We start from the raw sequence: 25,273 nt of genomic DNA on the forward strand, positions 1-25,273 counted from the left end.
CGCTGCGGCCGGCACCGGCGATGGCCGATTCCCGCTGGTGCGCCCGAGCTAGCGGTGGCAGGCTGGCCGGGTGACCATCCCTCCTGCCGGGCTCGATCCGGTCTTCTTCGAGCGCTACCGGGCCATGTCCTCCCGAGACTCCCGCTTCGACGGTCAGTTCATCACGGGCGTGCACTCCACCGGAATCTACTGCCGCCCCAGCTGCCCGGCGGCCACACCGAAGCCGGCCAATGTGTCGTTCTATCTCACCAGCGCGGCCGCGCACGAGGCCGGCCTGCGGGCGTGCAAACGCTGCCTTCCTGATGCCGTCCCCGGGTCGCCGGACTGGAACATCCGTGACGACCTCGCCGCCCGCGCCATGCGCCTGATCAGCGACGGCACGGTTGAGCGGGAGGGCGTGCCCGGCCTCGCCCGCCGCCTCGGCTACAGCGAACGGCACCTGACCCGCGTGCTCGTGACCGAGCTGGGCGCCGGCCCGCTCGCGCTCGCCCGGGCGCATCGAGCGCAGACCGCCCGCGTGCTGCTGGCGAGCACGGATGTCCCGATCACCGAGGTCGCATTCGCCGCCGGTTTCGGCAGCGTGCGCCAGTTCAACGACACCATCGCCGCCGTCTACGAGCGCACCCCCACCGAGCTGCGCCGCGCCCGTCCCGCCCGCGCCCAGCCCCGCGCCCAGCCCCTCAGCGTCGGCGGGATCGGGGAGGCCGTCTTCGGGCTCGTCGACGGGACGGGCATCGACCTGCTGCTGCCGGCGCGCGCGCCGTTCGACGGGGTGGGGGTACTGCGGTTCCTCGCCGCGCGAGGCCTCGCGGGGGTGGAGCAGGCGACGGATGCTCGTTACGCGCGCACGCTGCGCCTGCCACACGGACCCGCGACGGTGGAACTGACCCTGTCGGGAACGGCGGCCGCGCCAGGCGTCGCCTGCCGCGCCCGCCTGGCCAGCCTCGCCGACCTCGCGCCGCTCGTCAGCCGGGTGCGGCGCCTGCTTGACCTGGACGCGGACTCCCGGGCGATCGACCTGGCGCTCGGGCGGGACCCGCAACTCGCGGCCGGAATCGCGGCCACCCCCGGCATACGCGTGCCGGGCAGCGTGGACCCCGAGGAGACCCTGTTCCGCGCGCTCATCGGCCAGCAGGTCTCGGTGGCTTCCGCCCGAACGGCACTCACCCGGCTGGCCGCTGCGCTCGGCGACGACGTGTACCCGGGTGCGGGCGACAGCGAAAGCGCCAGCGCCACCACCGGCACCAGCCCCTTCATCCACGACCCCACCACCGCTCCCCTGACCCGGCTGTTCCCCACCGCCCAGCGGATCGCGACCGAGGGCCGCGGCGTGCTTCGCGGCCCGGCCGCACGCATCAACGCGATCATCGGCGTGGCGGAGGCGCTCTGCTCCGGCGATCTGGTGCTCTCTTACGGGCAGACCCGGGAGGATCTCGAGTCCCGTCTGACCGCCCTGGCCGGGATCGGACCGTGGACGGCCGGATACGTGGCTCTGCGCGTGCTGGGCAGCCCGGACATCCTGCTGACCAGCGACCTGGCCCTGTTGCAGGGCGCCGGGCGGCTCGGCCTGCCCGCGGAGGCCCGGCAACTCGCCCGCCACGGTGCCGCCTGGGCGCCGTGGCGCAGCTACGCCGGCATGCACCTGTGGCGCGCGGCAGGCGCCGCGGCTGCCCCGCGCACCGCGACCGCTCCCGGGCCAGATAGCCTAAACAGGTGAAATTCGCCCACCTGAGAGTTGAAGGTCAAACCACTCCGCGGCTCGCCGCCGTCTTCGACGACGCAGCGCTGTTCCTCGACGAGATCATGGACGACGCCCCCCGCGATCTGCAGGACCTGATCGAGAAGGACTCTGACGAGTACGACCGGGTGCGCGCCCTGAGCCAGAACGCCGCCGCGCAGGGAGCAACGCTCACCCCGCTGGGCGAGCTGCGCTACTCGTCGGCCGTGCTGCGTCCGCCTCAGATCATCGCGATCGGCGCCAACTACGCCGCCCACTCCTCCGAGCTCGAACTGCGCGTCGAAACGGCCGCGACCGTGTTCTCGCTCTGGCCCAACTCGCTCACCGGGCACGAGTCCACGATCACCTGGCCGACCGATCTGACCAGCCAGGTCGACTACGAGGCGGAGCTCGGCGTGATCATCGGCACGGCCGCACACCACGTGTCGGTGGCGGACGCTCTCGACCATGTCTTCGGCTACACGGTCGTCAACGACATCACGGCGCGCGACCTGCAATTCTCCGAGGCGCAGTGGTCGCGCTGCAAGTCCTTCGACGGTTTCACGCCCACCGGGCCGGTCGTCATCACGGCAGACCAGATCGCCGACCCGCAGGACCTGTGGCTGACCACCCACGTCGACGGCCGCATCCTGCAGGATGCCTCGAGCGGCGACATGGTGCGCTCGGTCGCCGAGATTATCTCCTACCTCTCCAGAACCTCGACCCTGATGCCGGGCACGCTCATCTCCACCGGCAGCCCGGGCGGCGCCGGCTACAGCCGCAAACCGCCGGTATTCCTGCGCGACGGTTCGACGGTCACGATCACCATCGACAAGATCGGGTTCCTCACCACGCACTGCCGCGCGATCTGACCGTGACCGCCAGATGGAGGATCAACGCGACAGCTCACTGCGCGCGGGAAAGGACGCAGCGATGATGACGATCTCGGTCGTGATCCCCTGCTACAACGACGCCGCCTTTCTCCAAGCCTGCCTCACGGCTCTGGCCCGGCAGCAGCGGGTGCCCGACGAGGTGATCGTCGTCGACAACGCGAGCACGGATGCTTCGGCAGAGGTCGCTCTCTCCGGGGGTGCGCGGGTCGTGCGGGCGACCCAGCGGGGCATCTGGCCGGCGGCTGCGGCCGGCTACGACGCGGCATCCGGTGACGTGATCGCCCGACTCGACGCCGACTCCGTGCCGCCGGCCGACTGGCTGGCGCGGATCGAGTCCGCGCTGGCGGAGTCCCCCGGGAGCGACATGGTCACCGGCCCCGGCGATTTCTACGGCTGCAGCCCCCTCGTGGCCTGGTTGGGCGGGACCTTCTACATCGGCGGTTATTTCTTCTGGATGCCGTTCTGGTTGGGGCACCGCCCGGTCTTCGGCTCGAATTTCGCCATGCACCGGGCGGTCTGGCTGGAGGCCCGCCTCCGGGTGCACCGCGACCGCGACGACATCCACGACGACCTCGACCTGAGTATGAACCTGAGCCCCGCGGTGCGCGTGCGCTACGACCCGACCCTGCGGGTGGCCATCTCCGGCCGGCCCTTCGATTCCTGGAGCGCCATCGCCCGCCGGGCGCGGTGGGGCGGGCGCACCCTGCTGCAGGGCTGGCCGGAGAACAACCCGTGGCGCCGGCATGCCGCCCGGTACGCGGTGCGGCGGCGCCGGGCCGGGCGTCCCACGATCGGGCGCTGACCTGTCTCGCGGAGGCGTCGGATCAGCCCGGCGGTCTCCGGTTCAGCCGGCCGCGCGGTAAAGCGCGGGCATATCGCGCGCCAGCTGGTTCGGGGTGGTCTCGCACGGGCTGTGGCCGGTGCGGTACACCCGGATTTTGGCCCCAATCTGACGGGCGAACTCCCGGTGGAGTGCCGTGGGCCAGACGTCTCGGTCGCCGACTGCAACGAGACACGGGATCGGCGCGCGCCGAAGCAGGGCACGTTGGGCGGGCATCCGTTTCATCAGCCCGACGATCTCGTCGACGCTGTGCCGGTTCGTGACGCCGAACCGGCGCCGCACGAAAGCGAGTCGGCCCAGGGGCACCCGGTTCACGTTGGAGACGATGGCCCAGATGGTCAGTCCCGCGATCTGCCTCGGCGGGAGCACCCGGCTCAGCGGGCCAATCCAGCGCACCCGCCGGAACGCCTGGCCGGGCTGTGGCGGCACACCCAGCAGCACCAGGCTCGCGAACAGCTCGGGGCGTTCGGCTAGGGCCAGCTCGGCGACGATCCCAGCGAACGAGTAGCCGAGCACGTGCACCGGGGTGGACCCTGCGTCGAGGAACGCGATCAGATCGGCCACGAACAGGGCCTAGTCCCAGGGCTCGGAGCGGCCGGGTCGCCCAGCTCGAAGGTGGCGAGGTTCCCGCTCGGCACCGGGAACCAGAAGGCGCGGCTGCCTGCGGGCAGCACCGTCCAGTCCCGGTCGGGGAGGGTGTGGTCGCGCAGCACCATCACATCGGCCGGGTTCCCTACCGGCCGAGCGGCCGGCGCGGAACCCGGTCGGCCGCGGGAACGCCGCTGCCAGACGCACATGGCGTCACAGTAGCGCTCCCGCCCCGCAGCCCGAGCGAATTCAACGGAGATTTCGCCGAAAACGGACCTCACCACGGCGAACTGAGTGTTTTCCTCGAGAATCTCCGTCGAATTGGTTCAACACCGGCCGGTCGCTCGGCCGGTGCTGAACAGCGTCCACGCGGGTGCGTCAGCTCTGACCGGCGGAGGGCGACCCAACCAAGCGATCGAAAATCGCTCGGCTACTGTGCGCGCTGGTCGTCCCGGCCGTCGAGAGCGAGCAGTTGCTCCTCCACGGCGCCGCCGTAGCCCTCCTTCTGCGGGTCGCCGTGCAGGCCGCCGGACACCGCGTATTCTTCCTCCGGGGAGAGCACGAGGCGCTTGCGCCCGTAGAGCGCGAAGATCAGCAGCATGACCACGTAGACCACGGCGATGGCCGCGATCGCCGGGCGGGCCGGCTCGTTGATGAAAAACCCGAAGAAGATCGCCAGCGAGAGGATGCCCGCGATCACCGCCCCGGGTACGCCCCACGGGCTGCGGTAGGGCCGGTTCGCGTTCGGGTACTTTCGGCGCAACACGACGAACGAGATCATCTGCAGGATGTAGGCGATCACGGCTCCCCATACGGCGATGTTGAGCACAATCGCCCCGGCCACGCCGCCGGCGCCGCCGAGCGAGTCGACGAGGATCAGGGCCACGAAGCCGATCAGGGCCCCCACCAGCAGCGCCACAGCCGGAGTCTGGCGGCGGCCGGTCAGGGAGAGGAATTTCGGGTAGTAGCCGGCCCGCGACAGGGAGTACATGTTGCGCCCGTACGCGAACATGATTCCCTGCAGGGAGGCCAGCAGCCCGACCAGGGCGAACAGGGCCAGCACAGCGGCCGCCTCGTCGCCGACCATCGCCCGAAAGCCGTCGAGCAGAGGCTCCCCGGCGGTGGCGATGTTCGAGGCCCCGACTATCCCGGTGTTGAGCACCAGCACCAGGAGCCCGGTCACGATCAGGGTCGTGCGGGCGATCAGACCCGCTCGCGGGATGTCCCGCACCGGGTCGTGAGATTCCTCCGCGGCCAGCGGCAGCTCCTCAATTCCGAGGAAGAACCACATGGCGTAGGGCAGGGCGAACAGGATCGGCACCACGCCGAAGGGCAGGAACTCGGACTGGCCGGCCTCCGGGGCGATATCGAAGAGGTTGTCCACACTGAAGAGCCCGGAGAAGGCCGCCATGGCCGAGAACACCAGCAGGATGCCGATGGAGATGATCGAGACCACGATCGCGAATTTGAATGAGATCGCGGCGCCGGCCGAGTTCAGGCCGATGAATACGGCGTAGAGGATGGCCCACCATGCCCAGGCGGGCAGTGAGACTCCGAGCAGTTCACTCGTGATGCCGTCGGCGTAGGACGCCGAGAAGTACACGATCACCGCGGTGGTCGCGACATACTCGATGGTCTCGGCCAGGCCGGTGACGAAACCGCCCCAGGGCCCGAGCGCCGCCCGGGCGAACGAATAGGCGCCGCCCGTGTGCGGCATGGCCGACGCCATCTCCCCGATCGCGAAGATCATGCCGTAGTACATGACGATCAAGAGGGCGAAGGCGATCAGCATTCCGCCGAACCCGGCGAAATCGATGCCGAAGTTCCAGCCCGAGAAATCGCCGGAGATGACCGCGGCGACGGCGAGGCCCCACAGCCCCCAGATCCCGGCGCTGCGGCGGAGCTTGCGTTTCTCGAAGTACCCTGCCTCTGCCGTCGTGTAGGTCACGCCCGAGACGTTCAAGGTGTCTTTGGACATCCTGGATTCCTTTGCGCTCTGGTTGCACACCTCAGCGAACGAGCGGCAACTCCGGGAGTTTACGTTGGCATGACTATAGGGCTCCAATGGTGGCTTGTACATACCTTTACGTCCCGATTACTGAGTCGAGCGGAACAAAAATTGGCCGTTACGCCGCGCTCGATCTGTGGTCTAATGGTCGAATGTTCACCCTTTGACCGGCTCGATGAGGAGAAGTTGATGACACCCCGCTCCGGAAATCTCTCGCTCGAGGACCTCACCTCCCTGGTTCGCGGCGGCGACATCGACACGGTCGTCGTCGCATTCACCGATATGCAGGGGCGGCTGGTGGGCAAGCGGGTCTCCGCGCGGCTCTTCCTGGAAGACGTGGCCGGCCACGGCGCGGAGTGCTGCAACTATCTGCTGGCCGTCGACGTGGAGATGAACACGGTGGACGGCTATGAGATGTCGAGCTGGCGACGCGGCTACGGCGACATGGCCATGATCCCCGACCTTGCCACGCTGCGACGCGCGCCCTGGCTGCCCGGGGCCGCCCTCGTCACCGCGGACCTGCAGTGGCTCGACAAGACACCCGTCGTGGCGTCGCCGCGCCAGATCCTGAAAACCCAGCTGGCCCGGCTGGCCGACCGCGGGCTGGTGCCCTATGTCGGCACCGAGCTGGAGTTCATCGTCTTCGACGACGGCTATCGGGAGGCGTGGAAGAAGGGCTACCGCGACCTGACCCCCGCCAGCGACTACAACATCGACTATGCGCTGCTCGCCTCCACCCGGATGGAACCGTTACTGCGGGACATCCGTAACGCCATGGACGGCGCCGGAATGTACTGCGAGGGCGTCAAGGGCGAGTGCAACCTGGGCCAGCAGGAGATCGCGTTCCGCTACACCGACGCCCTGGCCACCTGCGACAACCACTCCATCTACAAGAACGGCGCCAAGGAGATCGCGGATGCCCACGGCAAGAGCCTGACCTTCATGGCCAAGTTCAACGAGCGGGAGGGCAACAGCTGCCACATCCATATCAGCCTGCGCGACACCGACGGATCCGCGGTCTTCGCCGACAAGGACGCCGATTACGGTATGTCGACGCTGTTCCGTCACTTCCTCGCCGGCCAGCTCGCGGTGATGCGCGAGCTGACCCTGTTCTCGGCGCCGAACATCAACTCCTATAAGCGCTATGTCAGCGGCAGTTTCGCGCCGACAGCGATCGCCTGGGGGCTCGATAACCGCACGTGCGCCCTGCGCGTGGTGGGGGCCGGCCTCGGCCTGCGGGTGGAGAACCGAGTGCCCGGCGGCGACGTGAACCAGTACCTGGCCGTGGCCGCGCTGATCGCGGCCGGCCTCTACGGCATCGAGAACGAACTCGAACTGGACGATGTCTTCGTCGGCAACGCCTACGAGAGCGGCGCCGAGCGGGTTCCGGCCTCGCTGCGGGAGGCCACCGCACTGTTCGCGACATCCACGGTCGCCCGGGAGGCGTTCGGCGACGAGGTCGTCGATCACTACCTCAACAACGCGCGGATCGAGCTGGAAGCCTATGACGCGGCGGTGACCGACTGGGAGCGGGTGCGCGGCTTTGAGCGCCTCTGACCCCGGAACCTCACCGCGCCCCGGTGCCGACCTGCGCCCCGTGATCGGCCTGACCACCTATCTCGAGCAGTCCCAGACCGGTGTCTGGGACGTGCCGGCCGCCTTCCTGCCCCAGGCCTATTTCGACTCGGTCATCCGCGCGGGCGGCATCGCCGTGCTGCTGCCGCCGCAGCCCGTGGACGCGGCCATTGCCGACCGGGTGCTCGACGGCCTCGACGGCCTGGTCATCACCGGCGGCAAGGACGTCGATCCCGCGCGTTACGGTCAGGCCGCCCACACGGAAACCGACGAGCCTCGGCGGGACCGCGACGCCTGGGAGCATGAGCTGATCCACCGGGCCATCGACCGGGAGCTGCCGCTGCTAGGCATCTGCCGCGGCGCCCAGATGCTCAACATCGCACAGGGCGGCACCCTGCACCAGCACCTGCCCGACGTCGTGGGCCACGGCGGTTACCAGGCCGGCGGCGGCGTCTTCACGATCGTGGACGTGCACGTGGAACCCGAGTCGCGGCTGCACGGGCTGCTCGACGCCCTGGACGTGCCGCTTCCCGTTCCCGTCTACCACCACCAGTCCATCGACCGGATCGGCGCCGGACTCACCGTGTCCGCACGCACTCACGACGGGGTAGTGCAGGCCGTGGAACTCACCGACGTCCCGTTCGGGCTGGCCGTGCAGTGGCATCCGGAACAGCACGACGACCTACGTCTCTTCGCGGGCCTGGTCGACGCGGCCGCCCGCTACCGGGCGACCCATGACCACGAGCACGACCAGGAAAGGGCGACCCTGTGAGCAGCTACACCGTGATCAACCCGGCCGACGAGACCACAGTATCCGTGGTCGAACACCTCGACACGGATGCGACCGATGAGGCCGTCTCCCGGGCGGTGGCCGCGCAGCGGCTCTGGTCCCGGGTGGCGCCGGCCGACAAGGCTGCCGTTCTGCGCCGCTTCGCGGAGGCCGTGGACGGGGACCGGGAGAACCTGGCCCGCATCGAGATGGCCAACTCGGGGCATCCGATCATGCAGGCGCGCTGGGAGGCCGGCCATGTGCGCGACGTGTTGACCTACTACTCGGCCGCCCCCGAGCGACTCTTCGGGCGGCAGATCCCGGTATCCGGCGGTCTCGACGTGACCTTCCAGGAACCGCTGGGTGTGGTCGGCATCATCACCCCGTGGAACTTCCCGATGACGATCGCGGCCTGGGGTTTCGCTCCCGCCCTAGCGGCTGGCAACGCGGTGTTGCTGAAACCGGCGGAGTGGACGCCACTCTCCAGCATCCAACTGGGCGTACTCGCCCGGGAGGCCGGCCTGCCCGAGGGGCTGTTCCAGGTGCTGCCCGGCCGCGGATCGGTGGTCGGCGAGCGGTTCGTGACGCACCCCCAGGTGCGGAAGGTCGTCTTCACCGGGTCGACGGATGTCGGCAAGCGGATCATGGCCGGCTGCGCCGCCCAGGTCAAACGGGTCACCCTGGAACTCGGCGGCAAGAGCGCCAACATCGTGTTCGCCGACTCCAACCTGGAGAAGGCCGCCGCCACCGCACCCTCCGGGGTGTTCGAGAACGCCGGTCAGGACTGCTGCGCCCGCAGCCGCATACTGGTGGAGCGGAGCGTCTACGACCGGTTTCTCGAGCTGCTCGAGCCGGCCGTCGCCGGTGTGCGGGTGGGCGATCCCGCCGACGAGAGCACCGAGATGGGCCCGCTCGTCTCGGCCGCGCACCACGCCGCGGTCTCGGCCTATGTGCCGGAGGGCTCCCCCGTGGCCTTTCGGGGCAGCGCTCCGACCGGACCGGGTTTCTGGTTCCCGCCGACCGTGCTCACCCCGGACTCCCGCACGGACCGCTCTGTCACCGACGAGATCTTCGGACCCGTCGTCACCGTGCTGCCGTTCGACGGTGAGGACGACGCCGTGAACCTCGCCAACGACACCGACTACGGCCTCTCCGGATCGATCTGGACCCGCGACGTGGGCCGGGCGATCCGAGTGGCGCGGGCCGTGGAATCCGGCAATCTGTCCGTCAACTCGCACTCCTCCGTGCGCTACTCGACTCCGTTCGGCGGCTTCAAGCAGTCGGGCCTTGGCCGGGAACTGGGCCCGGACGCCCCATTGTCGTTCACCGAGACCAAGAACGTCTTCATCGCAGTCGACTAGACGCCACACCCCCCGACGAACCCCAAGGAGCCAGCATGAGCACCCTCACCCCCATCGACCTCACCCAGCGGCTCGCGGGCCGGGTCGCCGTGATCACCGGCGGCGCCAGCGGCATCGGCCTGGCCACGGCGAAACGGTTCGCCGCGGAAGGAGCAACGGTCGTGATCGGCGACCTCGACGAAGCGGCGGGACTCGCGGCCGCCGACCAGCTCGATTGCCTCTACGTCAAGGTTGATGTCACCGACGAGGACGAGGTCAACGCCCTCTTCGACACCGCCTATCTCACCTACGGCTCCGTCGACATCGCGTTCAACAATGCCGGGATCTCCCCGCCCGACGACGATTCGATCGAGACGACCGAGCTGCCGGCCTGGCAACGGGTGCAGGACGTCAACCTGAAGTCGGTGTACCTGTGCTGCCGGTCCGCCCTGCGCTACATGGTGAAGCAGGGCCGCGGGTCGATCATCAACACGGCCTCGTTCGTGGCCGTGCTCGGCTCCGCGACCAGTCAGATCTCCTACACCGCCTCGAAAGGCGGCGTGCTCGCTCTCAGCCGCGAGCTGGGCGTGCAGTTCGCGCGCCAGGGCATCCGGGTCAACGCACTGTGCCCCGGCCCGGTGAACACCCCGCTCCTGCAAGAGCTATTCGCGAAGGACCCGGAGCGCGCGGCCCGGCGGCTGGTGCACATCCCAGTCGGCCGGTTCGCGGAACCCGAGGAGCTCGCGGCCGCTGTCGCGTTCCTGGCCAGCGATGACTCCTCGTTCATCACGGGCTCCACGTTCCTGGTCGACGGCGGCATCAGCTCGGCCTACGTGACGCCGATGTAGCGGTGCGGGAGGGTGCGGAAACCGTGATGGACTGGAAGTCCGACCAGGAGCCAGGACCAGAACAGTGATCGACGACGAACAGCCCCGGCTCGACAGTGGCCTGCTGCTGCGCCCCGTGCACAGTGGCAACGCCTTCGAGGAGACCGTGCAGCGGCTGCTGCAGACCGTGCGGCTGGGGCTGATCGCGCCCGGCGCACGACTGCCGGCCGAACGTGAACTTGCCGCCATGCTCGCCGTGAGTCGGGACACGCTGCGGGATGCGATCGCGTCCCTGGCCGAGGCCGGCTATCTGGTCTCCCGACGCGGCCGCTACGGCGGCACCTTCGTCAACGATTCGTTGCCCCAGCAGACGCCCGGCCGAGGCCACGAGCGTGGACTACCGGCGCGCCGGGACATCTCCGTGGCAGAGATCGAGGACGCGCTCGCGCTCCGGGAAATCCTGGAGGAGGGCGCCGCCCGGCATGCCGCCGCGCGCACTCTGTCGCCCGGCGAACGGGAAGTGCTGTGGAACAGCCTTGCCGACTCGATCGGCGCCACCGGCGAGGACTACCGCCGGCTGGACTCCAGGCTGCACCTCACCATCGGCGAGCTGGCCGGCTCACCGTCGCTCGTGCCGCTGCTGGCTGAAGTGCGGATGCGGGTCAACGAACTGCTCGACAACATCCCGTCACTCGGCCCGAACATCGCACACTCGGACCGGCAGCACGAGCAGATCGTGACCGCGATCCTGACCGGTCGGCCCGACGCCGCCGCGCAGGCGATGGCCGAGCACCTGGCCGGCACCGCCCTGCTCCTGCGCGGCTTCCTGGAGTAGCGCGAGGCCACGCCGGGCCAGATCGAGGTCAGATCAAGAACGCGAACGGCAGCGCCAGCAGGCCGAGGGCCAGCGCCAGCAGCACGAGCAGCAGCGAGCCGGCCAGCAGCACGGCGTTGAGCACGATGCCCCAGATCGCCAGGGTGCGCGCCTGCGGTTCCCGTCCGAGGGCGAGGATGCCGACGACCAGGCCGGCAATGGGCACGAGAAAGGTCCAGCCGGCGACGATCGACACGAGGCCGAGCACGAGGCTCGACACGGCCAGGGTGCTGCTCCGCGGGGGTACGGGCTCGGCAGTGTAGACCGTGGCCTGGTCGGGAGCGATGGTTGACATGGGTGGTTCTCCGTTTCGATGGGGAGCGACGGATGCCGCTCTCCCCACGACACTACGGAGCATCCGTTCTGGCACCCATGGGGTTAGCCCCCGAATCGGGCCGGGGGCGGTCACGCGCTCACGCGCCGAACAGAACCTCGATCGGGCCGCGCACGAAGAAGACCAGGAAGCCGGCCGCGACCACCCAGAGCAACGGGCTGATCTCGCGCGCCTTCCCCGAGAACGAACGCACCAGCACCCAGGTGATGAAGCCGGCCCCGATTCCGTTGGCGATCGAGTAGGTCAGCGGCATCACGATGATCGTGAGGAACACCGGTAGCACGATGGAGAACTCCGTGAAGTCGATGAACCGGATCTGGGACACCATCATCGCGCCGACGATCACGAGGGCGGCCGCGGCCACCTCGAGCGGCACGATCTGGGTGAGCGGGGTGAAGAACATGGCCGCGAGGAACAGCAGTCCCGTGACGATGTTGGCCAGTCCCGTGCGAGCACCCTCGCCGATGCCGGCACCGGACTCGATGAACACCGTGTTCGATGAGGCAGAGGTTGCCCCGCCGACGACGGCGCCGACGCCCTCGACGATCAGGGCGGATTTCAGGCGCGGGAAGTTGCCCTTCGCGTCGGCCAGATCGGCCTCGCTGGCCAGGCCGGTCATGGTGCCCATGGCGTCGAAGAAGTTCGTGAAGACGAGCGTGAAAACGAGCATCGACGCGGCCAGCATGCCGATCCGGTCGAAGGCGCCGAAGCTGACCTGTCCGACGAGGCTCAAATCGGGCAGCGAGACGATGGAGGTCGGCAGTACCGGCGCGTTCAGGTTCCAACCGTCGGGGTTCTGCCCGAATGACGGCCCGACCTTGAAAATCGCCTCGAGGACCACCGCGATCAGCGTGGTGGCGACGATTCCGATCAGGAGGGCCGCCTTCACCTTTCGGGCGACCAGAATGCCGAGAATGATCAGGCCGAGCACGAACACGGCGGTCGGCAGGCTCACGACGGAGCCGTTGTCGCCGAGCTGCACGGGCGGCGACGCGGCGCCGCTCGCGCGAACGAAGCCGGAGTCGACCAGGCCGATGAAGGCGATGAACAGGCCGATGCCGACCGTGATGGCGATCTTCAACTGGCGCGGCACGGCGTTGAAAATGAGCTCGCGTAGGCCGGTGGAGGCGAGCAGCACGATGATGAGCCCGTTGATGACCACGAGGCCCATGGCCTCCGGCCAGGTCACCTGGCCGACGACGCTCACGGCCAGGAAGGAGTTGATGCCCAGGCCCGCGGCGAAACCGAATGGAAGCCGGGCGACGGCGCCGAACAGGATGGTCATGACGCCGGCGGTGAGGGCGGTGACCGCGGCAACCTGGCCGTTGGGCAGCCATCCGCCGGCCACGTCGACCGCGGCCTGGTCGGCGCTGAAGCCGCCGAGGATGAGCGGGTTGAGGATCACGATGTAGGCCATCGTGACGAACGTCACCAGACCGCCGCGGACCTCCCGGCCGTAGGTGGAGCCGCGCCGGGTGATTTCGAAGTACCGATCGATCCGGGCTTTGACCCCTGGGTTCGTGCCCGCCGGGGTGTCCGGCTTCGGGGCAGGCGTGGATGACGTGTGGGTCTCTGTTTCAGAAATGGGGTGCTCCTGGTGTCCGACTCAGCTGATTCTCAGTTCCTCAGTTTACGGCCCCGGAGCGCGCGCCGATTCCGCGGGGCTGCGCGGGGACGGCCGGCGGAGGCAACCGGCGGGCTGCCGGGCTGTGGCACGCCGGGCTCAGATGTGCGGCACGAAGGCGTCCCAGGCCCGGCGGCGGTCCCCACGCGGGTCGGACTCGACACGGTCGACGGCGTCGATGACCAGGGTCAGGCGCTCGGCCTCGTCGTAGAGCGGCCAGGCCGCATCCGGCACCCCGGAGGCGGCGAAACTGAGCCACCAACCCTGCATCCGGACACCGATCCTCTGGAAGTCGCGGCGACCGCCGAGCGCGGTCATGCCGCGGCCGAACCAGCCGTCGAGCCGGTCGAACAGCGGGAACAGCTCGAGGCCGTGCGTGGCGTCGAGCCCCATCAAGCGCACCAGGCGCGGCGCGGCATCGAAGCGGTAGAAGCGCACCGGGGCATACCGGGAGTGCCGTTCGCCCACGCGCACGCTCGGGTACCAGAACGAAAAATCGCCACCGAAATCGAGTGCGGGCCGCAGCGCGGGTATCCCGGGGTACTGCGCCCGCAGGCGCGTTCGAGCTTTCTTTTTGGTGTTCGCGAACACGGCGCGGATGCGCCCGGGCGTCGTGGCGAGGATGTCGATGCGCCCGCTGAACAGCGACCCTTCCCGCGAGTTGGTGCCGATGATCAGCGGAATCCGGTGGGCGCGGCCGTCGCGGAAGGCGTCGAGAGGTCGTTCGGGCAGGAAGTCGCCGTCGATCACAGGCGAGAGCGGGATCGTCCCGGGGTACCGGTCCGGGGCGCGCCGGGTCAGGTCGCTCGTGGCCTCGGCCAGATGTGCCGGGTCGGCCTGCAGAAGCAGGGCAGCGGCATCCGCCGCCGTGTTGGTCGAGTTCGTCGGGTCGGCCTGCCCGGTGCGCCGGGCGAGGAGCCGCACGAAGTCCGCTGCCCACTCGGTGGTGACATCGGGGGCATAGACGGCGTTCGGCGGGGCGCTCTGCGCGATCGCGCGCTGGAAGAGTCCGGTGGCGGCCGGGACGGTCATCAGGGTGGTCACGGCGTTGCCTCCGGCCGATTCGCCGAAGAGTGTGACGGCATCCGGGTTGCCGCCGAACGCGCGGATGTTGCGCCGCACCCAGCCGAGCGCAGCCACCTGGTCGCGCAGCCCGAGGTTGCTCTCGAACGCATGCTCCGCGGTCGAGTACCGGCTGAAGTCGAGGTAGCCGAGAGCCCCCAGCCGGTAGTTGAAGCTGACGTAGACGATGCCGCCGCGCCGCACGAGCCCCTCACCCTGCCGGGGCACCTCCCGCGAGGACCCGACACTGTAGGCGCCGCCGTGGATGAAGACCATGACGGGCCGCAGCATCCGCGGGTCGACCGGTTCGTCGGGAGCGATCACGTTGAGGTTGAGGCAGTCCTCACCCTGCGGGATCGTCGGTTTCGCGCCGATGAACTGGCCGCGGTGGCTCTGAGTGGCGACCGGGCCGAAAGTGCTTGCATCCCGTTCGCCCGGCCAAGGCGCGGCCGGCTGCGGGGCACGGAATCGGAGCTCGTCCACGGGGGCGGCCGCGTAAGGAATCCCGCGCCACTGGCGCACCCCGCGCACCCGGATTCCGTGCAGCAAGCCGGTCTCAATCCGCACCGAGAGTGGCTCTGCTTGGGCAGGCTGAACGGATGGTCTCACCGTCCGATCTTAATTGTTCACTACCATCGGGATTACGTACGACACGGAAACGAGATACACATGGCTCTGCCCTGGACCCTGCACGGTGACGGAAAAACGGTCGGAGCCACGGATGTCGTCGGCCCCGGCGAGCGCCTGAACTGGCCGCTGACCATCGGGATCGGCACCCAGCACGTCGTCGCCATGTTCGGTGCCACCTTCCTGGTACCGCTGCTCACGGGATTCCCGCCCAGCACGACGCTGCTCTTCTCGGGCATCGGCACCCTGCTTTTCCTGGTCATCACGCGCAACAAGCTGCCCAGCTACCTCGGCTCCTCGTTCGCGTTCATCGCGCCGATCACCGCCGCGACCGCGAGCGCGGGCATGGGCAGCGCCCTGTTCGGCATCATCATCGTCGGCCTACTCCTGGCCCTGATCGGTTTGATCGTGCAGCTCACCGGCACCGGCTGGATCGACGCTTTGATGCCACCCGTCGTCTCCGGGGCCATCGTCGCCCTGATCGGCCTCAACCTTGCACCCGTCGCCAAGTCGAACTTCGAGCTGGCCCCGCTCACCGCGATGATCACCCTGCTTGCCGTGATCCTCTCGACCGTGGTGTTCCGCGGCATCCTGGGCCGGCTGTCCATCTTCATCGGCGTGATCGTGGGCTATGTGGCTGCCGTGGTGGCCGGCGAGGTCGACTTCAGCGAGGTGGGCGGGGCGGCCTGGATCGGCCTGCCCCCGTTCACCGCGGCGATGAACCCGTTCGCGGATCCGTCCGCCGCTCTGGGCGTGCTGCCGGCCTTCCTGCCGGTCGTGCTCGTGCTGGTGGCCGAGAATGTGGGCCACATCAAGGGCGTTGCCCAGATGACGGATGTGAAGGTGAACCGCTTCACGGGTCGCGCCCTGATGGCCGACGGCCTGGCCACGATGCTCGCCGGCTTCAGCGGCGGATCGGGCACCACCACCTACGGCGAGAACATCGGCGTCATGGCGGCCACCCGCATCTACTCCACGGCCGCCTACTGGGTCGCGGGCATCACCGCCGTGCTGCTCGGGCTCTCCCCCAAGATCGGTGCGGTCATCAACACGATCCCGGCGGGCGTGCTCGGCGGTGTCACCACGGCCCTCTACGGCCTGATCGGCATCATCGGCGTGAAGATCTGGCTCGACAACAAGGTCGACTTCAGCAAGCCAGTCAACCAGTTCACCGCGGCCACCGCGCTGATCATCGGCATCGCCGACTACACCTTCTCGGCCGGCACCCTCAGCTTCAACGGCATCGCGCTCGGCACGGTCGCCGCCATTGTGATCTACCACCTGATGACGTGGGTGGCCCGGGTGCGCGGCACCGCACGGTAGCATCCGCGGCCCTCCGCGGCGGCGCACGTTCTGGCTCGCAAAGCACGTAGTGGCTCGCGGCGCACGTTCCACCGTGCGCCCCGCTCCACAGGGTGCGCCGCCAACCTGACGGACTGGGTCGCGCAGGCATCCGGCGTTGCGCGCGTGCAGCGCCACCAGCGCAGCGGCGCGGCTACCGCGCGGCGACCGAGAGCGCACGTTACGGCTCGGAACGCTGCGAGGGAAGCGGAATTGGGGCGCTGCCGGTCAGCGGTGCAGGGCCGGCACAATCAGGTAGACACCTGAGAGCACGGCCGCACTGCAGAGCCCGAAACAGGCGTAGGCACCCACCAGGGCGATCTGCTTCTGCAGGGGGCTCAGTGGACCGGCGGCGGCCTTGCGCGCGCGCTTGGCCTCCTTGGCCGCGCGCTTGGGGGTGAGCACGGTGATGGCTCCCGTGAATTCGGCCGGTTCGACCACGGGAACGCGGCCTGCGGTGGTGAGCAACCGCAGGCCAAGCGAATACAGGCTCACCACGACCGCGGACGAGACGAGCGAAGCGAGCGCGACGACCAGGAACGCAGACCAATCGATCACAGCGCGACCTTCTTCCGATCCTTGTGAGAGGCCGTGCGGGCGGCCTTGCGGGGAGTCTTCCGGATCTTCACGACCCGCCCGGCGTCGTCGATGTCATGCAGGTTGTCGTGCGTGACCCGGCTCTGGCGGGACCGGCGAAACAGCACGGCGACGACGAGGGAACCGATCACCAGGTCGAGCACGATGCCCATCGGTCCGATCAGGGCGAGTCCGGCCGCGAAGGCACCCATGATGGCCGCCGCCGGCAGGGTGAGCACCCAGCCGAGCGCGATCTGGCCGGCCATGCCCCAGCGCACGGTCGAGCCGCGGCGGCCCAGACCCGAGCCGATCACCGACCCGGACGCGACCTGCGTGGTGGAGAGCGCGAAGCCGAGTTGGCTGGACGCGAGGATGGTGGCCGCGGTGCTGGTCTCCGCAGCAAAGCCCTGGGCCGGCTTGATGTCGGTGAGGCCGCGACCCATGGTCCGGATGATTCGCCAGCCGCCGGTGTACGTGCCGATCGCGATCGCGATCGCGCAGGTGGTGATGACCCACAGCTGCGGGCCGGTGCCCACGGCCTGCATCCCGCCGGCGATCAGGGTGAGGGTGATGACGCCCATGGTCTTCTGGGCGTCATTGGTGCCGTGTGCGAGGGCAACGAGCGACGAGGAGACGATCTGCGCGTAGCGGAAGCCGCCCCGGCCATCCGCCTTGCCGGAGTCCCGGCGGGTGATGAAGTAGGCGAGCCGGGTGGCGAGGTAGGCGACGATACCCACCGTGAGCGGGGCGATCAGGGCCGGCAGGATGACCTTGGCCAGCACGACGTCGTAGGCGACCGCCTGCGAGCCGACGCCGATGATCGTCGCGCCGATGAGTCCGCCGAACAGGGCGTGGCTCGAGCTGGACGGCAGGCCACGCAGCCAGGTGATGAGGTTCCAGACGATGGCGCCGATCAGGCCCGCGAAGATGATCTCGGGAGTGATCTGAACTCCGGCGTCATCCGTGTTGATAATGCCGCCGGAAATGGTCCTGGCGACCTCAGTGGAGAGGAAAGCCCCGACCAGGTTCAGGATGGCGGCGAGTCCCACCGCGACCTTCGGGCGCATGGCGCCGGTCGCAATGGGGGTTGCCATCGCGTTCGCGGTGTCGTGGAAGCCGTTGGTGAAGTCGAAAATCAGTGCGAGCGCAATCACAAGCGCTACGATCAGGGTGAAATCCACCGGGGTCTTCCTCTGGGTGTACGACAGCCGGGGTTATCTCAAGCTGCACCGCGGTGATAAGCCTGACACTCTTGGGGAAGCAAATCAATTCAAACCGGGTCGACCACCTTGGCCAAGTCGGGGCCGAAGGTGTAGGTGGCCCGCACCGGAATGCCGGCGAGCACCCCCGGCAGCCAGTGCCGGGCGTCGTCCCACATCTCGTCCACCGGTAGTGCGGCCACGTCGAACCAGACCGGGTTCAGCTCGTCGGACTCGCGCGGGGTACCGCTCCACTGCGTGCAGACGAACACGCTCGATTCCTGGCTCCAGGCCTCCCGGTGCGGAAACAGGTACGTCAGCAGACCCAACGGCGTCAGGGCGGATGCCGCCACGACCAGGCCGGACTCCTCCTCGATCTCCCGCACCATCGCTTCCACGGCGGACTCCCCCGGCTCGAGCTTGCCGCCCAGGCCGACGATGTTGCCCCGACCCAGTCCTTTCTTCTTGCGGCCGAGCAGCACTTGCAGGTCCCCCGATGGAGAACGGCGGGTGAGGTAGCCCACGCAGACCTGGGGAAGAGACATGCACCAATGGTAACGAGGTACGGTCCGGCTCCCGTCCAGGCCGGTTTGTTAGGCTCCAGTTATGAACTTTGTGCCGGAATCCGGAACCATAACCATGTTCACGACGACCTGGTGCGGCTATTGCACCCGCCTGAAGACCCAGCTGGTCAAGGCCGGCATCGCCTACACCGAGATCAACGTGGAGGAGGTCGACGGCACGTCCGAGCTAGTGATGAGCCTGAACAACGGCAACCGCACGGTTCCGACAGTCCTTTTCCCGGACGGCTCCAGCGCTACGAACCCGTCGCTGGCGCAGGTTCAGGCCAAACTCGCCTGAGTCGGTCCGGGAACGAGCGGAGGGGTTCCGGTTCAACCTCCGCCCATCGGCGGAAATCGATCCGGAACCCCTCCGCTCTTGGTGCGGGTTTAGCCGAACAGCACCGCGGCCTCGTCGTAGCGCGCCTGCGGCACGGTCTTCAGACCGATGGTCGCGTCCGCGATGCTGACGATTTCCATGTCGGTGCCACGCAGGGAAACCATGGAGCCCCACTGGCCGGCGTAGACGGCGTCGACGGCCGCCATGCCGAGGCGGGTTGCGAGCACCCGGTCGTAGGCCGACGGAGCGCCGCCGCGCTGGGTGTGGCCGAGGACGGTGGCGCGGGACTCGATGCCCGTTCGCTCCTCGATCATCGGAGCGATCATCTCGCTGATGCCGCCGAGGCGGGGGCGGTTGAACGCGTCGAGGCCCTTGGTCGAGAGCGCCTCCTCCATGCCGGCGAGCTTGAAGCCCTCGGAGACGACGAGCACGGGTGCGCGGCCGCGGTCGCGCACGTGCATGACCCAGTCGCAGATCTGCTTGATGGTCTGGGGCTGCTCCGGGATCAGGATGGCGTGGGCGCCGCCGGCCATGCCGGAGTGCAGGGCAATCCAGCCCACGTGGCGACCCATGACCTCGACGATCATGCAGCGGCCGTGGGATTCGGCCGTGGTGCGCAGTCGGTCGATGGCCTCGGTGGCGATCTCGACGGCGGTGTTGAAGCCGAATGAGTAGTCGGTGGCTTCGAGGTCGTTGTCAATGGTCTTGGGAACGCCGACGATCTGGAGTCCGGCATCCGTCAGTCGGCGTGCCGCGGTGAGGGTGCCTTCGCCGCCAATGGCGATGATCGCGTCGATTCCTTCCGCGTCCATCGTCTTCTGAATGTTAATGGGGCCGCCGTTTTCACCCTCGAACGGGTTCGTGCGGGAGCTGCCGAGGATGGTGCCACCCTGACGCGAGAGACCGCGCACACTGTGCCGGTCCAGAGTCATAAAGTCGCCCTCGACCAGGCCTTTCCAGCCGTTGCGAATGCCGACGAATTCGGCATCGAGGACGCGGATGCCTTTAAGGACGGAACCGCGAATAACCGCGTTCAGGCCGGGGCAGTCTCCGCCGCTGGTGAGGATACCAATTTTCATTTGTCGTTGCTCCTTGTTGCACAAGTGATCAGATTGGCGCCCACACCGCCGCCACTCAATGATGGACCCCAAACGAGGCCCGGTTCAAATCCACGCCGGTGAGGGGCGCGTTCTACAACTCCCCGTCGAGCGCCAGGGTCAGCAGGTAGATCAGGGCGCTGGCCTGCACGGAATCTGCGGACGAGATCTCGTCGACGGCGCCGTCCAGGGCGCGGGCCGCGAGGCCCTGCTTGCTGCCGATGAGTTCGGCGATGCGCGCGTCAATGGTGTGGGCGGCGATGATCCGCCACGCGGTGACCGGCTCGTCCTGGCCGATGCGGTGCACCCGGTCGATGGCCTGTGTCTGCTCGGCGGCAGTCCAGCTGAGCTCGGCGAGCACGACGTTGGAGGCGGCCTGGAGGTTGACGCCGACTCCGGCGGCAGAGAGGGAACAGACCACCACGGCCACCCCCTGGTCATCGTTGAAGGAGTCGATGGCGGCCTGGCGGGCCAGTGCGCTTTGGTCGCCGCGTAGGGAGACCGTGCGCAGGCCGCGCTTGGCGAAGATGTCTTCGGCGGCATCCATCACGTCGATGTGCTTGGCGAAGAACACGACCTTGCCCACCGAGTGCGCCAGCTGCACGGCGTAGTCCGCCGCGAGGGCGGCCTTGGCCTGGCCGATCTTGCGCACCATGGTGAAGACGTTCTCACCGGTCGTCTGCCCCTTCGACTCCTCGAGTTCGGCGTGGGCAACCGCGCGGATGAAGGCGGCCCGCTGCTCGCCGTCGAGGACGGGCGGCGTCTGGCCCTGATGGCGGGCGGCGACGAGGGAGTGGTACCGGGTGACCAGGCGGGCGGCGAGCTCCCGCTCGGCCTGGCGGATGGAGCGACCGAGGTCGTCGTCCAGCTCGACCGGGATGTCGGCGATGCGCTTGGCCGGCAGGTCGGCGGCGACGTCGACCTTGCGACGGCGCACGATGCCGAGGTCGATCACCGCGGCTCGCGCGGCGCTGTAGAACCCGGAGTCGGCCGGGGTCAGCCCGATCGCTTCGAGCTTCTGCATGAGTCTGGGGGCTGGCTTGTCGCCGTCGAGCCAACCGAGGAACTGCCAGATCGCCCGGAAGTCGTCGACGTCGTTGATCAGCGGGGTTCCGGTCAGAGCCATCAGCAGCGGGTTGCCGCCGGGCGTGCGGCGCCGGATCTGCTCAGCCAGGGCCAGCACGTGCTTGGAGCGCTGCGACTGCAGGTTCTTGATGAAGTGCGCCTCGTCGACGACCATGCCCTTGAAGCCCAGGGTGCCCAGCCAGGTGCGGTGCCGGTCGAGCACGTCGTAGTTGACGATGACCACATCGGCGAAGGCGTCGAGCGTGTCGCCGTCGCCGTGGATGACGGTGGCTCGGCGGTTCGGCGTCCACAGTTCGACCTCGCGCACCCAGTTCATCTTGACGACGTTGGGAACGATGGCCAGCAGCGGGTAGGCCCCGCTAACGGATGCCGCGAGCAGGCTCTGCGCCGTCTTCCCGAGCCCCGGCTCGTCGGCGAGCAGGTAGCTGCGGTGGCCCAGGCGCGCGCTTTCGACGAACCGGGCCTGGTGGCGCATCAGCTCCATGCCGCGAGGCGAGAGCCGGTCGACGCGGGGTGCCTCGGGCAGGTCCATGCTGGCGGCCTGACCGCCGGAACCATACTCGAAGGATTTGAACAGCGGGCCGATGAGTTCCCAGTTGGCCAGGCGACGGCCGGAGACGACCGGCTGGGCCGTCGCGGCGCTGAAATCGGGCGCGAGGAACGGGTTGGCGAGCTGGCGGGCCTTGACCGACTGAGGGATGACCTGATTGACCGGAATTTCCGGTTTGGCCTCGGGCTCGCGGGTGATGATCAGTTCGTCGGGGGTGAGTTCGGCACCGGACTCAAGCAGCCAGTCGCGGCGGAACCGCTGCGCGACCGTGGACACGCCGGCATCCGGTTCCAGCAGGGTGATCAGGCTGGTGTCGCGGGCCGCGGTCTTCGCCAGGATCTGGGCGATGCCGTCGAGGCGTTTCAGCAGCTCCGCGCGGTTCGCGTCGGTGAGGTCCTTGTCGCCCTTGACCCGGGCGCGTTCCTCACGCATGAGCAGCGCGATGACCTGGTACTTGGTGCGGTTGGTCGGGCCCAGCTTGGCGCCGATCTGCGCCTTCGCCTCCACCTCGCGCACCTTGCGGGCGAGGATGGGAATGATGGGGGCGTCATCGTCGCGGGAACGAGGTCGCTGCCGAGCGCGACCTCCGGCGGCAACACGGTTGTTCGAACCAGCGGCCTGGTGGCGGGTGTAAGCCATTCTTCTCCAACTTCACAGCAGCACAGCAGACAAAGGCCGTGCTCGACGTGGTGCGGCATCCGTGGACACCGGTGCGATCGATACGTCGAAGCCTGAATCGAGCAACGTGCCAACCCTATTTGCGCCACCGGCATTTGGGATGCAGCGGCACGGTCAAGACGGTAATCGGGCTTTTTCGGCGCGAATCCAGTCTACGCCCGCTGGTCAATCCCGATGCACCGGCACCTTGGTGACGACCCCGACGAGGATGAAGACCAGCGCAGCGATGAACTGGGCGGACACCCAGCCCTGGCCGGACAGGTCGATGACCACGATCGGGTTCCACAGCACCGCGATCGGCACGAGACCGATCAGCCACAGCCAGGCTCTCGCCTGGATGGCGAAGACGCAGAGGATCATCGCGAGGATACTGACCGCGTAACGGATGATGATGAAGCTTTCGGAGTCCAGCAGCGCGAGCCCGCCGAGTAGGATGACCGCCCCGAGCAGACCGGGGGCCAGAGCGGAACGTGTGACTGTGGGTTCGACCGGGGTGCCCATCAGACTCCTCCTCCTCCGCCGCCGCCGCCACCGCCGCCGACCGAGCCACCTCCACCCGAACCGGAACTGGAGGAACTCGACGCGCTTCCCGACCAGGAGGCCGAGGTGGAGCTCGTGAACGAGCTCAGCCCGGCGGCGAACCAGACCGGGTTGAACGGAGCGGACTCAGCGTACCAGTCAGGCTGCGCGTCACTCCGGGCGTAGTAGTCACCGAGAACCTGGGCCCACTCCTTCTCCTGACCGAACAGCACCGCGAACGGCAGCAGGTCCTCATACAGCTTCAGCACCTGCCCCGGCTGCCCCGGGAACAGCAGCCGGAGCACCGCCTCTTCGGCCGGGTCGAGGTCTCGAGTGTGCAGCAGCTCAAGCAGGTAGTGCTTTGTGCCCTCCCCCTCCAGGACCCGCACATTGCCACGCACAGCGAAGCTGAGCAACTGGGCGGTCATGGCCCTGGCGCTCGTGCGCATCACGTTTCCCGCCACGAGCAGGTTGACACCCCGCGGCCGCAGATACTCGGCGACGACAGTCGGACGACCCGGTGCGTTCCGCCAGCGGGTGGCCCGGGAGACGACGGCGAGACCGGCGCCGAGCAGGCCGATCAGGGCCGCTGCGAGGCCGATACCCGGGAACGGGTTCGCCGTGAACGACTGGTCGCGGGGCACGAAGGTACCGGGCTCGAACCCGACGGCCAGAGTGAGCCCCTCGGCCGGGCCGAGTGCCCCGGCGGTGACGTCGATCGTGACGGCCTCGCCCACGGCATCCGTCGTCAGCGAGGCGCAGGGTTCCGACGAATCGCCGGTGCCCTGATGGCAGGCGGCATCCCCGGTGAGCCGAGGCGCAACCACCGAGTCGACGGTGAGGGTGGCGGACACAGCGCCGAACGACTGGGCCCAGCCGGTGCCGTTGACCTCGCGGTAGAACTCCTGGATCGAGGCATCCTCCGGGTCGAGCGTGACGTCGACCTGTTCGTAGGTGATGACATAGGTCTGCGCGCCATGCACGGAGCCATCGGTGGCGATCGTCACCGCCAGGAACTGGTCTCCGCCGTCTTCGCTGGTGGTTTCGGTCTCGACGTCGCGCTGCCGCCCGTTCTCGTCGGTGACGCTGACCAGTTCCAGGTCGGTCGGATGTCCGTCGTAATGGGTGGGGCTGGCACGCAGGATGCCGCGGTTCTGGTCGGTCTCCGGGAACCGGGCCACGATCGTCTCGGTGGTGGTGAGGCGCGAGTGCCCGTCGCCGGTGAGCAACAGCCGGAAGTCCGAGTGCCACGAGTCGAAGGTGAAGTCCTCGACGCCCGCCGACACTGCGGACGGCGCCCGCACCGGGCCGGCTACCGCGAAGGCGGGCCGGACAGGCCGAGCAGCGCGAATGCTCCGAGTGTGGCTGTGAGCATGAGGATGAGCGCACGACGCATGCGTTCACTCTACTCAGCGTCGGGACAGCCGGATGACGTCGGGCATGGTGCCGAGGTGGTCGCACACGATAGTGACGTCGCCGACAGAAGGAAGAGTACCCCTCCGGGGTATTCGAAATTGCGGTACTCTAAACCCATGATTGACGACATCAAACGGCGTGCCCTGCACCGTGCCCGCATCCTCCAGGGTCAGATGCGCGGTTTGGAGAAGATGATCGAGAACGAGGATTACTGCATCGACATCCTCACGCAGTCCTTGTCGATCCAGAAGTCGCTCGGCTCGCTCAACAAGCTCCTGGTGGACAATCACCTGCAAACACACGTGACGGAGATGTTCGAGGCCGGGGGCGAGGCTCGGGAGACCGCCATCGCGGAGCTGCTCAAGGTCTTCGAACTCAACAACAACCGAGGCTGACGCCGGCGGCACCCGCCGCGTTGACATCACCGGTGGAATCAATTAGCGTCTCTGAATGCTCCAAATCCGGGCATCGGTCGTTCCCCCCGAGACGAATTGGTTTTCCCATTGACTTCAGAATCTGCATCCCTCCCGAACCTCCCCGGCCACAACGAACACCACGACATCACGAGCCTGGTCGGCGAATACCGCCAGCGCCAGCTCAATCTCTTCCGTGAGCGCCAGCCGGAACTCGAGCCCGACGAGCAGATCTCTGCGCACCTTCCCACGCACTAGCCACTGCGCACGAGTCACTGCGCACGCGTCACTGCGCACGAGCCATCGCGCACGAGCAGGTCCGAGGGCACCGAGTGCACGCGGGTCAGCACCGGCGGGGCGGCGGGTGCCCCGGCCAGGGCCCGAGCCGCACAAGACACGCGGCGCCTCGGGCAATCACC

25 protein-coding genes are annotated in these 25,273 nt (G+C 68.3%); 12 read left to right on the top strand and 13 right to left on the bottom strand.

All coding sequences use genetic code 11. From position 1 onward, the window contains the following. The first annotated feature begins 70 nt into the window (after positions 1–70). The 3 genes from E3O18_RS15755 (at position 71) to E3O18_RS15765 (ending at position 3,412) form a co-directional block, all read left to right on the top strand. Entirely contained in the window at positions 71–1,717 is a 1,647-nt protein-coding gene (locus E3O18_RS15755; protein ID WP_277870899.1) for an AlkA N-terminal domain-containing protein, read from the top strand. Then, positions 1,714–2,589, top strand: coding sequence for a fumarylacetoacetate hydrolase family protein (locus tag E3O18_RS15760; RefSeq protein ID WP_241973279.1), 876 nt, complete (start codon positions 1,714–1,716; stop codon positions 2,587–2,589). The genes E3O18_RS15755 and E3O18_RS15760 overlap by 4 nt, the downstream gene beginning before the upstream one ends. Positions 2,590–2,650: 61 nt before the next feature. Next, complete coding sequence (locus E3O18_RS15765) at positions 2,651–3,412, top strand: glycosyltransferase family A protein (RefSeq protein ID WP_166784655.1); 762 nt, start codon at positions 2,651–2,653, stop codon at positions 3,410–3,412. Between the two features lie 42 nt (positions 3,413–3,454). Here E3O18_RS15765 and E3O18_RS15770 read toward each other — a convergent pair whose 3' ends face one another. From E3O18_RS15770 to E3O18_RS15775, 3 genes are all read right to left on the bottom strand, one after another. Further along, positions 3,455–4,015: an alpha/beta hydrolase gene (locus E3O18_RS15770; RefSeq protein WP_241978216.1), complete on the bottom strand. Its 561-nt coding sequence runs from the start codon at positions 4,013–4,015 to the stop codon at positions 3,455–3,457. Next, positions 4,003–4,248 carry a hypothetical protein gene (locus E3O18_RS16685; RefSeq protein ID WP_241978217.1) on the bottom strand — a complete coding sequence of 82 codons (246 nt, stop codon included), beginning with the start codon at positions 4,246–4,248 and terminating at the stop codon, positions 4,003–4,005. The genes E3O18_RS15770 and E3O18_RS16685 overlap by 13 nt, the downstream gene beginning before the upstream one ends. Before the next feature lie 221 nt (positions 4,249–4,469). After that, positions 4,470–6,017: an amino acid permease gene (locus E3O18_RS15775; RefSeq protein WP_134394751.1), complete on the bottom strand. Its 1,548-nt coding sequence runs from the start codon at positions 6,015–6,017 to the stop codon at positions 4,470–4,472. Between the two features lie 219 nt (positions 6,018–6,236). Here E3O18_RS15775 and E3O18_RS15780 point away from each other — a divergent pair, with 219 nt between their 5' ends. From E3O18_RS15780 to E3O18_RS15800, 5 genes are all read left to right on the top strand, one after another. After that, positions 6,237–7,604 carry a glutamine synthetase family protein gene (locus E3O18_RS15780; RefSeq protein WP_134394752.1) on the top strand — a complete coding sequence of 456 codons (1,368 nt, stop codon included), beginning with the start codon at positions 6,237–6,239 and terminating at the stop codon, positions 7,602–7,604. After that, on the top strand, positions 7,591–8,394 hold the full coding sequence (locus E3O18_RS15785) for a gamma-glutamyl-gamma-aminobutyrate hydrolase family protein (RefSeq protein WP_241976656.1): 804 nt from the start codon (positions 7,591–7,593) through the stop codon (positions 8,392–8,394). Before E3O18_RS15780 ends, E3O18_RS15785 begins: the two co-directional genes overlap by 14 nt. Next, the gene (locus E3O18_RS15790; protein ID WP_134394753.1) at positions 8,391–9,752 is read left to right on the top strand and encodes an aldehyde dehydrogenase family protein; all 1,362 of its coding nucleotides are present in this window, start codon (positions 8,391–8,393) and stop codon (positions 9,750–9,752) included. The genes E3O18_RS15785 and E3O18_RS15790 overlap by 4 nt, the downstream gene beginning before the upstream one ends. A 35-nt stretch (positions 9,753–9,787) precedes the next feature. Then, a complete protein-coding gene (locus tag E3O18_RS15795) occupies positions 9,788–10,579 on the top strand; it encodes a 3-oxoacyl-ACP reductase (RefSeq protein ID WP_166784656.1) in 792 nt (263 codons plus the stop codon). Between the two features lie 67 nt (positions 10,580–10,646). After that, positions 10,647–11,393, top strand: coding sequence for an FCD domain-containing protein (locus tag E3O18_RS15800; protein ID WP_134394787.1), 747 nt, complete (start codon positions 10,647–10,649; stop codon positions 11,391–11,393). A gap of 28 nt (positions 11,394–11,421) precedes the next feature. Here E3O18_RS15800 and E3O18_RS15805 read toward each other — a convergent pair whose 3' ends face one another. The 3 genes from E3O18_RS15805 to E3O18_RS15815 form a co-directional block, all read right to left on the bottom strand. After that, the gene (locus E3O18_RS15805; RefSeq protein WP_233194207.1) at positions 11,422–11,727 is read right to left on the bottom strand and encodes a hypothetical protein; all 306 of its coding nucleotides are present in this window, start codon (positions 11,725–11,727) and stop codon (positions 11,422–11,424) included. 118 nt (positions 11,728–11,845) lie between these two features. Beyond that, positions 11,846–13,264 (bottom strand): NCS2 family permease, encoded by a 1,419-nt coding sequence (locus E3O18_RS15810; protein WP_241976661.1) that lies wholly within the window; start codon positions 13,262–13,264, stop codon positions 11,846–11,848. A 225-nt stretch (positions 13,265–13,489) separates the two neighbouring features. Then, positions 13,490–15,061, bottom strand: a complete 1,572-nt coding sequence (locus E3O18_RS15815) for a carboxylesterase/lipase family protein (protein ID WP_134394755.1) — start codon at positions 15,059–15,061, stop codon at positions 13,490–13,492. A gap of 60 nt (positions 15,062–15,121) precedes the next feature. On the opposite strand from E3O18_RS15815, the gene E3O18_RS15820 reads away from it, so the two are divergent. Further along, a complete protein-coding gene (locus E3O18_RS15820) occupies positions 15,122–16,402 on the top strand; it encodes a solute carrier family 23 protein (protein ID WP_134394756.1) in 1,281 nt (426 codons plus the stop codon). A gap of 246 nt (positions 16,403–16,648) precedes the next feature. Here the strand turns inward: E3O18_RS15820 and E3O18_RS15825 are convergent, their stop codons facing one another. The 3 genes from E3O18_RS15825 to E3O18_RS15835 form a co-directional block, all read right to left on the bottom strand. Further along, positions 16,649–16,978 (bottom strand): peptidase, encoded by a 330-nt coding sequence (locus tag E3O18_RS15825; RefSeq protein ID WP_134394757.1) that lies wholly within the window; start codon positions 16,976–16,978, stop codon positions 16,649–16,651. Next, entirely contained in the window at positions 16,975–18,177 is a 1,203-nt protein-coding gene (locus E3O18_RS15830; RefSeq protein ID WP_134394758.1) for an inorganic phosphate transporter, read from the bottom strand. The genes E3O18_RS15825 and E3O18_RS15830 overlap by 4 nt, the downstream gene beginning before the upstream one ends. A gap of 89 nt (positions 18,178–18,266) precedes the next feature. Next, the gene (locus E3O18_RS15835; RefSeq protein ID WP_134418480.1) at positions 18,267–18,740 is read right to left on the bottom strand and encodes an 8-oxo-dGTP diphosphatase; all 474 of its coding nucleotides are present in this window, start codon (positions 18,738–18,740) and stop codon (positions 18,267–18,269) included. A gap of 61 nt (positions 18,741–18,801) precedes the next feature. Between E3O18_RS15835 and E3O18_RS15840 the strand changes: the two genes are divergently transcribed. After that, positions 18,802–19,056, top strand: a complete 255-nt coding sequence (locus tag E3O18_RS15840; protein ID WP_104101065.1) for a mycoredoxin — start codon at positions 18,802–18,804, stop codon at positions 19,054–19,056. An 89-nt stretch (positions 19,057–19,145) separates the two neighbouring features. On the opposite strand, the gene E3O18_RS15845 is transcribed toward E3O18_RS15840, so the two are convergent. From E3O18_RS15845 to E3O18_RS15860, 4 genes are all read right to left on the bottom strand, one after another. Continuing rightward, positions 19,146–20,174, bottom strand: a complete 1,029-nt coding sequence (locus E3O18_RS15845) for a 6-phosphofructokinase (protein ID WP_134394759.1) — start codon at positions 20,172–20,174, stop codon at positions 19,146–19,148. 112 nt (positions 20,175–20,286) lie between these two features. Further along, the gene (locus E3O18_RS15850; protein ID WP_134394760.1) at positions 20,287–22,467 is read right to left on the bottom strand and encodes a DEAD/DEAH box helicase; all 2,181 of its coding nucleotides are present in this window, start codon (positions 22,465–22,467) and stop codon (positions 20,287–20,289) included. A 204-nt stretch (positions 22,468–22,671) separates the two neighbouring features. After that, entirely contained in the window at positions 22,672–23,007 is a 336-nt protein-coding gene (locus E3O18_RS15855) for a DUF6804 family protein (RefSeq protein ID WP_134394761.1), read from the bottom strand. Beyond that, complete coding sequence (locus tag E3O18_RS15860) at positions 23,007–24,329, bottom strand: DUF2207 domain-containing protein (protein ID WP_166784950.1); 1,323 nt, start codon at positions 24,327–24,329, stop codon at positions 23,007–23,009. The genes E3O18_RS15855 and E3O18_RS15860 overlap by 1 nt, the downstream gene beginning before the upstream one ends. 228 nt (positions 24,330–24,557) lie before the next feature. On the opposite strand from E3O18_RS15860, the gene E3O18_RS15865 reads away from it, so the two are divergent. Together E3O18_RS15865 and E3O18_RS16215 are read left to right on the top strand one after the other, a co-directional pair. Further along, entirely contained in the window at positions 24,558–24,836 is a 279-nt protein-coding gene (locus tag E3O18_RS15865; protein WP_134394763.1) for a metal-sensitive transcriptional regulator, read from the top strand. A gap of 108 nt (positions 24,837–24,944) precedes the next feature. Beyond that, positions 24,945–25,112 carry a hypothetical protein gene (locus E3O18_RS16215; protein ID WP_166784951.1) on the top strand — a complete coding sequence of 56 codons (168 nt, stop codon included), beginning with the start codon at positions 24,945–24,947 and terminating at the stop codon, positions 25,110–25,112. Positions 25,113–25,273 lie beyond the last annotated feature (161 nt).

This window comes from Cryobacterium sp. TMT2-42-4 (assembly GCF_004402645.1).
Lineage (GTDB): Bacteria > Actinomycetota > Actinomycetes > Actinomycetales > Microbacteriaceae > Cryobacterium > Cryobacterium sandaracinum.

Excerpts from the sequence above, each read along its gene's own strand:
- E3O18_RS15780 (WP_134394752.1), top strand. The coding sequence starts at position 6,237 with ATGACACCCCGCTCCGGAAATCTCTCGCTCGAGGACCTCACCTCCCTG.
- E3O18_RS15765 (WP_166784655.1), top strand. The coding sequence starts at position 2,651 with ATGATGACGATCTCGGTCGTGATCCCCTGCTACAACGACGCCGCCTTT.
- E3O18_RS15820 (WP_134394756.1), top strand. The coding sequence starts at position 15,122 with ATGGCTCTGCCCTGGACCCTGCACGGTGACGGAAAAACGGTCGGAGCC.
- E3O18_RS15795 (WP_166784656.1), top strand. The coding sequence starts at position 9,788 with ATGAGCACCCTCACCCCCATCGACCTCACCCAGCGGCTCGCGGGCCGG.
- E3O18_RS15865 (WP_134394763.1), top strand. The coding sequence starts at position 24,558 with ATGATTGACGACATCAAACGGCGTGCCCTGCACCGTGCCCGCATCCTC.
- E3O18_RS15845 (WP_134394759.1), bottom strand. The coding sequence starts at position 20,174 with ATGAAAATTGGTATCCTCACCAGCGGCGGAGACTGCCCCGGCCTGAAC.
- E3O18_RS15775 (WP_134394751.1), bottom strand. The coding sequence starts at position 6,017 with ATGTCCAAAGACACCTTGAACGTCTCGGGCGTGACCTACACGACGGCA.
- E3O18_RS15855 (WP_134394761.1), bottom strand. The coding sequence starts at position 23,007 with ATGGGCACCCCGGTCGAACCCACAGTCACACGTTCCGCTCTGGCCCCC.
- E3O18_RS15805 (WP_233194207.1), bottom strand. The coding sequence starts at position 11,727 with ATGTCAACCATCGCTCCCGACCAGGCCACGGTCTACACTGCCGAGCCC.
- E3O18_RS15840 (WP_104101065.1), top strand. The coding sequence starts at position 18,802 with ATGAACTTTGTGCCGGAATCCGGAACCATAACCATGTTCACGACGACC.
- E3O18_RS15835 (WP_134418480.1), bottom strand. The coding sequence starts at position 18,740 with ATGTCTCTTCCCCAGGTCTGCGTGGGCTACCTCACCCGCCGTTCTCCA.
- E3O18_RS16685 (WP_241978217.1), bottom strand. The coding sequence starts at position 4,248 with ATGTGCGTCTGGCAGCGGCGTTCCCGCGGCCGACCGGGTTCCGCGCCG.
- E3O18_RS15850 (WP_134394760.1), bottom strand. The coding sequence starts at position 22,467 with ATGGCTTACACCCGCCACCAGGCCGCTGGTTCGAACAACCGTGTTGCC.